General features: G+C 48.1%; 8 protein-coding genes. 4 read left to right on the top strand and 4 right to left on the bottom strand.

Annotated features, from left to right (window positions below):
* Positions 1 to 207: 207 nt before the first annotated feature.
* A complete protein-coding gene (gene ilvC / locus EDC45_RS09415) occupies positions 208 to 1,689 on the bottom strand; it encodes a ketol-acid reductoisomerase (RefSeq protein ID WP_133545753.1) in 1,482 nt (493 codons plus the stop codon).
* A 244-nt stretch (positions 1,690 to 1,933) separates the two neighbouring features.
* Here ilvC and ilvY point away from each other — a divergent pair, with 244 nt between their 5' ends.
* The 3 genes from ilvY to dprA all read left to right on the top strand — a co-directional run bounded on the left by ilvY (position 1,934) and on the right by dprA (position 5,175).
* Positions 1,934 to 2,857 (top strand): HTH-type transcriptional activator IlvY, encoded by a 924-nt coding sequence (ilvY, locus tag EDC45_RS09410; RefSeq protein WP_133545751.1) that lies wholly within the window; start codon positions 1,934 to 1,936, stop codon positions 2,855 to 2,857.
* A 220-nt stretch (positions 2,858 to 3,077) separates the two neighbouring features.
* Positions 3,078 to 3,962: an EamA family transporter RarD gene (gene rarD / locus EDC45_RS09405; RefSeq protein WP_133545759.1), complete on the top strand. Its 885-nt coding sequence runs from the start codon at positions 3,078 to 3,080 to the stop codon at positions 3,960 to 3,962.
* Between the two features lie 103 nt (positions 3,963 to 4,065).
* Positions 4,066 to 5,175: a DNA-processing protein DprA gene (gene dprA, locus EDC45_RS09400; protein ID WP_133545749.1), complete on the top strand. Its 1,110-nt coding sequence runs from the start codon at positions 4,066 to 4,068 to the stop codon at positions 5,173 to 5,175.
* A gap of 52 nt (positions 5,176 to 5,227) precedes the next feature.
* Here the strand turns inward: dprA and EDC45_RS09395 are convergent, their stop codons facing one another.
* The 3 genes from EDC45_RS09395 to EDC45_RS09385 all read right to left on the bottom strand — a co-directional run bounded on the left by EDC45_RS09395 (position 5,228) and on the right by EDC45_RS09385 (position 8,783).
* Positions 5,228 to 6,490, bottom strand: coding sequence for a cytosine deaminase (locus EDC45_RS09395; protein ID WP_133545747.1), 1,263 nt, complete (start codon positions 6,488 to 6,490; stop codon positions 5,228 to 5,230).
* Between the two features lie 9 nt (positions 6,491 to 6,499).
* A complete protein-coding gene (gene codB, locus EDC45_RS09390; protein ID WP_133545745.1) occupies positions 6,500 to 7,723 on the bottom strand; it encodes a cytosine permease in 1,224 nt (407 codons plus the stop codon).
* Between the two features lie 154 nt (positions 7,724 to 7,877).
* Positions 7,878 to 8,783 carry a LysR family transcriptional regulator gene (locus tag EDC45_RS09385; protein WP_133545743.1) on the bottom strand — a complete coding sequence of 302 codons (906 nt, stop codon included), beginning with the start codon at positions 8,781 to 8,783 and terminating at the stop codon, positions 7,878 to 7,880.
* Between the two features lie 162 nt (positions 8,784 to 8,945).
* Here EDC45_RS09385 and EDC45_RS09380 point away from each other — a divergent pair, with 162 nt between their 5' ends.
* A complete protein-coding gene (locus tag EDC45_RS09380) occupies positions 8,946 to 9,392 on the top strand; it encodes a hypothetical protein (RefSeq protein WP_133545741.1) in 447 nt (148 codons plus the stop codon).
* Positions 9,393 to 9,427: the final 35 nt, after the last annotated feature.

Here is a 9,427-nt window from a genome sequence, read left to right as displayed (position 1 = left end):
AAACAAAAAGAGTGGGTAAAACCCACACTTTTGTCTATTAAACTAGGGATATGTGGAAAATCAATGAAAATCCCCACACTTTTGTCCATTATGCCTTTTTTTTGACGATATTATTTTTCAATAAGCTTATCCCCACGGGGCAGGGATTCGTGCCGATATTCCGGTTAACAAACTCCGCACTCCGCTAAAGCAAAGTGCGGCGGTATATTAACCCTGGGAGGAAATGCGTTTCATATCGGTCATATAACCGCGCAATTCCTGGCCGATTAATTCGACCGGGTGATTACGAATGGCCTCATTAACATCACGCAAGGTGATATTATCGATTTCCGTCGCCGGCGTCGGTTCGCCCAAATCGCCCCGTTGCAGTAAAGGAAGAATATCCTTAGCCAAAATCGGTGCCGCCACATTAGCAAACAGGTAATTACCGTATTCGGCGGTATCGGAAATCACCACGTTCATTTCATATAAACGCTTACGCGCAATAGTATTGGCAATAAGCGGTAATTCGTGCAGGGATTCGTAATAAGCGGATTCTTCGTAAATACCGCTTGCCACCATAGTATCAAAGGCCAATTCAACGCCCGCTTTAACCATGGCAATCATCAGCACGCCGTTATCAAAATATTCCTGCTCGGCGATTTTAATCCCCTCCGCCTTAGGTGCATTTTCAAAAGCGGTTTTACCGGTAGCTTCACGCCATGCCAACAAGTTTTTATCACCGTTCGCCCAGTCTTCCATCATTACCCGGGAAAATTCTCCGCTGATAATATCGTCCATATGTTTTTCAAATAAGAACTGCAAACGCTGTTTAATTTGCTCGGATAACTGGAAAGCCCGCAGTTTGGCACTATTGGACAGGCGATCCATCATTAAGGTGATGCCCCCCTGTTTTAAGGCTTCGGTAATGGTTTCCCAACCGTACTGAATCAGTTTCCCCGCATAGGCCGGGTCCTTACCCTCGGCGATTAATTTGTCGTAACAAACGATGGAACCCGCCTGTAGCATACCGCATAAAATTGTCTGTTCGCCCATTAAATCGGATTTCACTTCCGCCACAAAGGAGGATTCAAGTACACCGGCGCGATGCCCCCCGGTCGCCGCCGCCCAAGCTTTGGCAATGGCCATACCCTCGCCTTTCGGGTCATTTTCCGGATGCACAGCGATTAAGGTAGGTACGCCGAAACCCCGTTTGTATTCTTCGCGCACTTCCGTACCCGGACATTTCGGCGCAACCATAACCACGGTAATATCCGGACGAATACTTTCGCCTACTTCCACAATATTCAGACCATGGGAATAGCCCAATGCGGAACCCTGTTTCATTAAGCCCATAACATCGGCGATAACCTTAGAATGTTGCTTATCCGGGGTCAGATTAATCACTAAATCCGCATTCGGGATCAATTCCTGATAGGTACCCACCACAAAACCGTTTTCCGTAGCCCGTTGATAAGAGGCGCGTTTTTCCGCAATCGCCTGCGGGCGCAGAGCATAGCTGATATCCAGCCCGGAATCGCGCATATTTAAGCCCTGATTCAGCCCCTGTGCGCCGCAACCGACGATTACGATTTTTTTACCTTTCAGAAAATTCGCTTCGTCGGCGAATTCTTCGCGCGCCATAAAGCGGCAGCGCCCTAATTGATCCAACTGCTGACGTAAATTTAAGGTATTGAAGTAGTTTGCCATATTGTTATCCTCGCTAATGAACGGAAGGGAAGGCGTTAAACTGCGGCAGTCCGCCTATCGCCTTTTCTCTGTTTTCGATTATACCCTTTTATCTCATTGCGTAAATTGATATTATTGCGATACATTGTTGCAATTTATGCAACATAAAATATATGACGGAAAGGGAAAAGGGTAAAAAAACCGCCCAAAAATCACCGCACTTTATCTGTCCGCCCGATAACCTTTAAACAGAACGCAGGCCCCGATGGAATTTAATGATCTTAAACTTTTTCTGCACTTGGCTGAGAGTAAAAATTTCAGCCGTACTGCGGCCCAGAATCATATGTCCCCTTCCACCCTGTCTCGTCAAATTCAACGTATGGAACAGGAACTGGAACAGCAATTATTGGTTCGCGACAACCGTAGCGTGGCGCTAACCGAAAGCGGAGAACGCTTTCTGAGCTTCGCCCGCCAGCATTGGCAACAATGGCAACAGTTCAAACAGGAATTAAACCGTCAACAACAGGAACTCAGCGGCGAACTGAAACTGTTCTGTTCGGTAACCGCCGCCTACAGCCATTTGCCTCGGATTTTAGAACAGTTTCGCCGCCGTTATCCGAAAGTGGAAATCCAGCTGGTTACCGGGGATCCCGCCGCCGCATTACATCAGGTGCAAAGTGAACAGGCGGATATCGCCCTGGCGGGGCGCCCCTTTAAACTGCCGAATAACATTTATTTTCATTATATCGACCAAATCAGCCTCTCCTTAATTGTGCCGCGTATCGCCTGTGCCGCTACCGATTTTTTGCGTTGCGATCCCATTGACTGGAACCATATTCCTTTTATTCTTCCGGTGGAAGGTCCCGCCCGACAGCGTATCGATCAATGGTTCCGGCAGAAAAAAATCCGTCATCCGAAAATCTATGCCACCGTAGCAGGTCATGAGGGTATCGTTTCCATGGTGGCCCTAGGCTGCGGCGTAGCATTGCTGCCCGATGTGGTCATCAAAAACAGTCCGCTTAATACACAGGTTTCCCCCCTGGCACTGGATATTGCGATTAAGCCCTTTGAACTGGGTATCTGCGTACAGAAAAAAAGTCTGACCTCCCCCTTAGTCAAAGCCTTCTGGGATATGTTGCCGACAAATAATATGGACGATTTTTCACAATCGAGCAAAACCGACGCCTAAATAAGCCCGCCTAAACTAAATAAATCTACGCTTTCCGCCCGGACGGGCTTGCAAGGGAGGCCGAACTTCCGCACAATAACAGGGCAACAAAGTAAAGAGGTAAAATTGATGCGCAATACCAGCAGAATAGCCTACCTATCTCCGCGACTCCAGTGCGCCCTACAAGGGAAATACTCATCAACTCTGACAAGGGAAACGGAGGATAGAGGTTAATATTATGATAATTAAAGGTATAGGTTTTTCTTTATTTGCCTCTATGCTGTTCGGCTTTTTGTATTATTTTTCCACCCTGTTGAAACCCTTAAGCGGACAGGATATTTTCGGTTTCAGAATTCTGTTTACCGTGCCCTTTCTGCTCGCTGCAATCTTTCTGTTTAAACAGAAGCACGCCTTTATCATCCTTTATCAGCGTATCCGCCAGACGCCCTGGTATCTGGCGGTCATCTGTTTTAACGGCAGTATTATGGGGTTGGAAATGTGGCTGTTTTTATGGGCGCCGAATAACGGCAGCTCCGTCAGCACCTCATTAGGCTATCTGCTGATGCCCCTCTGCCTGGTTCTGAGCGGTAAACTGATTTTTAAGGAACAGATTTCCAGACTGAAATTTATCGCTATTCTTACCGCCGCCCTTGGTGTCGGTATGAATATTGTGATCAAAGGTGGGCTGTCTTGGGAAAGCCTGGTGGTATGCGGCGGCTACAGCCTTTACTTTATCATACGCAAAAAACTGCAACTGACGGATTTTGCCTGTTTTACCCTGGAGATGCTCTGTACCTTGCCGGTGGCCATTTATTTTGCCATGCAGCAAGATTTATCCCTAGTACAGCAGCTGAATCCGAATATTCTGTATTATTTGCTGATTTTAGGGCTGGTTAGCGGTATCGCCCTGATTTCCTATGTTACCGCCAGTAACCTGCTGCCGATTAATCTGCTCGGTTTGCTCGGATATGCCGAACCGATTTTAATGCTGATTGTTTCTCTGATTATCGGCGAACATATCGGACATGACAGTTATCCGTTGCTGAGTTGTCTGTTCGCCGCAATGCTCCTGTTAATTCTGGACGGATTTCTCTATGTGCGTAAACAGATAAAACATCTGCATTAACCCGGTGTTCCTGCGATCCCGCGCACAATCTCCCAATAAAAAACTCCGCCAAAAAACACCGCACTTTATATTGATTGCTTTGCAATCAATATAGGGTCGGGTTATGGATAAACAAACCGAAGTGTTATTGCGCCTGCTGCAGCTGCCCCGACTCGGGGTCATAGGAATAAATAAAATTCTGGCTCATATCAGCCCGGAATCGCTATGTGATTACGATCGAGGGCAACTGGCGGCCATGGGCTGGTCGGCACAACAGATTAATACCTGGTTTCATCCGCCGTCGCAGGTCATGGACAATGTGAAAGCCTGGCTGCAAAAGCCGGGCAATCATCTGATTAATTGCCTGCAACCCGGCTATCCTAATTTGCTGAAACAAATTGCCGCCGCCCCGCCTTTGCTTTTTGTCAGCGGCGACATTCATGTACTATCCCGCCCTCAGATCGCCATGGTCGGCAGCCGTAATTATTCCGATTACGGCCGCTACTGCGCCGCCCGCTTCGCCTCGGAGCTTTCCCTGGCGGGGTTTGTTATCACCAGCGGTCTGGCCTTGGGCATCGACAGCTTCTGCCATCATGCTGTGGTAGCACAGCAGGGACAAACCCTGGCCGTATTGGGCAGCGGTTTAAACCGTATCTATCCGCGTCGCAATCATGCGCTGGCACAGGATATTTTACATCAGGGCGGTGCGCTGGTTTCCGAACTGTTACCGGATTATCCGCCCCTGGCGGAAAATTTTCCGCGCCGTAACCGCCTGATCAGCGGTTTATCCCTGGCGACCTTGGTGATAGAGGCTTCCGCCCGCAGCGGTTCGTTAATTACCGCCGCCTATGCTCTGGAACAAAATCGGGAAGTATTCGCCGTACCGGGCAGTATCCGCAATGAATACAGCCGAGGCTGCCATCAGTTAATCAAACAGGGAGCGATACTAACGGAAACTGCGGCGGATATGCTGGAAAATCTGCATATTTATCCTTCGCTTCTCCTCAATAGCTCGGCAGACAGCCCTCCGCCTTCGCCTCAAGCGGCGCTCAGAGCGAAGCCCAAGCCTGAATATCCGGCTTTATATGAATTGATCGGCGACCAAGCGCTCAGTGCCGATAGGCTTGCCGAACTAAGCGCATTGCCAATCGAACAGGTTCTGGTACAGCTGCTGGCACTGGAATTACAGGAATTGATTATTAATGATGAGGGAGGATACCGGCGCAGAACATAACGCCCGCTTTGCGCCGGTATTAACAGCTTTATAGGGCGGAACGCCCCGTATTTTAACGGAAATCGATCTTTTCTTCCTGCTGCAAGTAAATCCGACTCTGCGCAGGTTCGGTGCAGGCGATAACTTTTCCGGCACGAATCGAATAGCGAACCGGAACCTGCCGTCTGACCGCATCAAAACCGTTTTCCGCCGGCAGAATAATCAAATTGGCGACATTCCCTTCGGCAATACCGTAACCGCGTAAACCTAAGGCCTTGGCGCTGTTCTCGGTGATCAGCTTCAGTCCATCATTAATCTGACCGTGGCCCATCAGCTGGCAAACATGCAGCCCCATATGCAGCACCTGTAGCATATTCGCCGTACCAAGCGGATACCAAGGATCAAATACATCATCATGTCCGAAACACACATTGATATTATTTTTTAACATCTCTTTTACCCGAGTAATACCGCGTCGTTTAGGATAAGTATCGAAACGCCCCTGCAAATGAATGTTTACCAAAGGATTCGCCACAAAATTAATACCCGACATTTTCAGTAAACGGAATAAACGGGAAGCATAGGCGCCGTTATAGGAATGCATCGCAGTGGTATGGCTGGCGGTAACCTGATCGCCGATTTCGTATTTTAATGCCAATGCGGCAACGGTTTCTACAAAGCGGGACTGTTCATCATCGATTTCATCACAATGAATATCCAGCGGTTTACCATATTTACGTGCGATTCTAAACGCAATGTGCATAGATTCCACGCCGTATTCGCGCGTGAACTCAAAATGCGGAATCCCGCCGACCACATCGGCTCCCATTTCCATCGCCCGTTCCAACAAGGCTTCACCGTTCGGGTAGGATAAAATTCCCTCCTGCGGGAAAGCGACAATCTGAACATCCACCCAAGGCGCTACTTCTTTTTTGACTTCAAGCATGGCCTTCAGTGCGGTCAGGGTCGGATCGGAAACATCCACATGGGTACGCACATGCTGAATACCGTTGGCAATCTGCCATTTCAGCGTTTTCCAAGCTCGGCTTTTCACATCTTCATGGCTGAGCAGGGATTTACGTTCCGCCCAGCGTTCGATCCCCTCAAACAGGGTGCCGGATTGATTCCAGCTCGGCTGGCCGGCGGTTTGAGTGGCATCCAAATGGATATGAGGTTCCACAAAAGGCGGATAAACCACGCCGCCCTGGCCGTCAATTTTTTCACCTTCAAACGGAAGGCTTTCTCCATGGGGGCGGATCGCGCGGATAACGCCGTTTTCAATCAGAATCTGCCAAAGTCCTTCTTTATGGGCGAGATGAACGTTTTCGATTAACATAATTGCTCCTTATTTACTGAAAGGTTTGCGCAGAATCGGATTCAGTACCAAATAGGCGACTGCACCGCTAATCACCGCATTAACCGGAATAATTCCCGGTAAAAACTTACCGCAGGCAACGCCCACGCCCACAGCAACAATCGCCGCCCAGTTAATCTGGACAAAATGCGCTTTGTCAAAATCCTGGTAGGCATGGCGACGCATCAGATAGTCGGCGATAATTACACCGCCCACCGGTGGAATTGCGGCGGACAGGAAAGTCAGCCAACCCACAAAGTTATTATACAACCATAGGGCGCAGAGGGTTCCCACAATTCCGTTTACCACCGATAAAATACGGCTACTTACCCCGGTAATATTAGCAAAGCCCAGACCCGAGGCATATAAGGCGTTATCATTGGTAGTCCAGATATTTAACCCCAGTACGATAATTGCCGGTAACAGTAGCCCTTGGGCCACCATAACATCGGAAATATCCGCCATACCTTTTACTGCGGCACCGGCGGCGCCGAATATGAACATCAGAGAATTGCCCAGAAAAAAGGCGATCATGGCAACCACGACCGCCTGATTCGCTTTACGCCCGAAGCGTACGAAATCGGCAGTTAGGGTTCCGGCGCTAACGAAAGAACCCACAACCAGCGTAATCGCCATGGATAAAGAAATCGGCGCTTTAGGTACTAAATTTTCCACCACAGACAAGCCGCCGGCATCGGTGATAGCAAGATAAACGGAATAAGAACCCAGTATCGCAATAGCGGGAACCGCAACGGCGGAAAGTATCGTCAAGGCCGAAATACCAAAGAAAACCGTTACCGTCATTAGCGCCCCGGACAGCAAAATCAAGACATTGACATCAATACCGGTAAATTTATTGACCGGAATCGCAAACATCGCCACACCGACCCCGAACCAGCCTACCTGAGTACCGCCGAGCAAGAAAGAAGGCAGCCAGGAACCTTTCACCCCAAAGGAATAACGGGCCAGAATATGCGTGGTCAATCCGGTTTTAGCCCCGATATATCCCAACAAAGATGTATAAACCCCGAGCATCAGGTTTCCGGCAATCACTGCCAGCCAGAAATCATTATAATTTAATGAGGTGCCCAGGGTACCGCCGGTCCACATACTGGCGGAAAAAAAGGTCAGCCCGAGCATAACGAAAGTTAACGCCAACAGACTTTTGCGCTCGCTCTGGGGAACCGGCTTTAAACTGAAATTATCTGAACTCATTGTCTTGTCCTTAGTCGCTCGTTATAAAAATCGGCATATTATAGAGCAGCCCGAAAGAGAACGAAAGATAAAAAGCAAACGTTTGCATAAATAATTTTATTCCGTCCTTCTTTAATCGACATAAGAGAAAAAGCGGGTTTGCACGACCTACAATTTATTGGCTGAAATACTTAGGCAGAATATCCGCCAGCAGATCGAATACCAGTCTGACTCGCGGTGAAGTAACCAGGGTCTGATTGCGATACAAACAAGCGGGCCAGGGTAATTTCGGCATATCCGCAAACAATTCTACCAATTCACCGCGGGCCAAATAATCAGCGCATAGCCAGTCCCCCGCCTGAGCCACCGCTTTTCCCGCTAAAGCGGCACCTAAGTTCAGATGTTGATCATCACTAACAAAGGCATATTCATGGGGTACAAACTGTTGCTGCTCGCTGATATTCCATACCCATGCACGTCCCGTGTTTCTATCGATCAACCCCGCCAGCGGATAGCGTTTTTGTAAATCCTGTAAATCTTTCGGCATTCCCAGTTTGGCAATAAGCTCCGGTGCAGCGACAATTCTTTCCCGCATATATCCGATACGGCGCATAATCAAACGGCTATCTACCGCAAACCCGACCCTCAACCCCAAATCAATCTGCGCATGTACCACATTTAGGCGCTGCGCACTAACACGCCAATCCAATACTAACTCGGGATAAGCGCTCAACCGCTCCAGTAATTCCTGCAAAACCGCCTCATTAAAGGGCACGTCGGGAAAGGCGATGCGAACCGTTCCTTTTATATCTTCTTCCCGATAATGTTTCGCCTGAGAAAACAGCTCATCGCTTTGGGCCAGCAATTGTTTTGCATGGGGTAAAAAATCCGCGCCGAACTCGGTCAGATGGATCTGTCGCGTATTGCGCCGGAACAAGGGTTCGCCAAGATATTCTTCCAGTTCGGCAATTACCCGAGTAATCACCGGCGGCGAAACCGAAAGAATATTTGCCGTTTGTTTAAATTGCAGGGTTTCCGCCGTAATACAAAAGACTTTTAATGCCTCCAGCTTATCCAGCATATTTTACCTCGGATTGTTTTAGCTTAAAGATAGTTTCATTTTTAGAAATAGTGAAATGCTATTTTATAAATTTATTCTTAACAATAAAAGGAATATGATAGCCGCACTTTCAAAAACAGCTTTATTAACAATCAATACACAATTTTTAATAGGAATAACTTTATGAAAAATTTATTTAAAACAAGTCTCGCCTTAACGCTTGCCGCATTGTCCTTTAATGTTATGGCAAATGACAATACCCCGACGGATCGTGCAATCGAAGCGGCGATCAGCGCTCAGCATTATCAAGGCGTAACCAGCCATAATCAATATAAAGAGGTTATCCATCAATTGGATCAAAAATTAGCCGCACTACAGCACAGTAATGACAGCAACGCCTTCAAAACATTGGCAAAAGAAGGTTATCAGCTCGCACTAAGCGCCCGCGAACTGGCGCCTAGCCAGTTTGTAGAACGTGATGACGCTCAGGATAACAAACAACAACGTCTTGATATTAACTACCAACAATATCGTTTAGGTAAAATCGCCGCCCGGTTGGAACAGGCCGCCGCCCAGGCGGATATTCAACTTGCCTCGGCAAGAAACCTGGTATCTCAATTACATATGTAATTCTCCCCCGTGAATAACGGAGTATAAAAAAACCG

The organism is Mesocricetibacter intestinalis, assembly GCF_004363295.1.
Taxonomy (GTDB): domain Bacteria; phylum Pseudomonadota; class Gammaproteobacteria; order Enterobacterales; family Pasteurellaceae; genus Mesocricetibacter; species Mesocricetibacter intestinalis.
Note: the sequence above shows the minus strand (reverse complement) of the source record. Positions and strands in the feature narration are given on the sequence as shown.

Bases quoted from the DNA above. Each gene is read 5' to 3' on its own strand.
- dprA (WP_133545749.1), top strand. From the start codon at position 4,066: ATGGATAAACAAACCGAAGTGTTATTGCGCCTGCTGCAGCTGCCCCGA.
- codB (WP_133545745.1), bottom strand. From the start codon at position 7,723: ATGAGTTCAGATAATTTCAGTTTAAAGCCGGTTCCCCAGAGCGAGCGC.
- EDC45_RS09385 (WP_133545743.1), bottom strand. From the start codon at position 8,783: ATGCTGGATAAGCTGGAGGCATTAAAAGTCTTTTGTATTACGGCGGAA.
- EDC45_RS09395 (WP_133545747.1), bottom strand. From the start codon at position 6,490: ATGTTAATCGAAAACGTTCATCTCGCCCATAAAGAAGGACTTTGGCAG.
- ilvC (WP_133545753.1), bottom strand. From the start codon at position 1,689: ATGGCAAACTACTTCAATACCTTAAATTTACGTCAGCAGTTGGATCAA.
- ilvY (WP_133545751.1), top strand. From the start codon at position 1,934: ATGGAATTTAATGATCTTAAACTTTTTCTGCACTTGGCTGAGAGTAAA.
- EDC45_RS09380 (WP_133545741.1), top strand. From the start codon at position 8,946: ATGAAAAATTTATTTAAAACAAGTCTCGCCTTAACGCTTGCCGCATTG.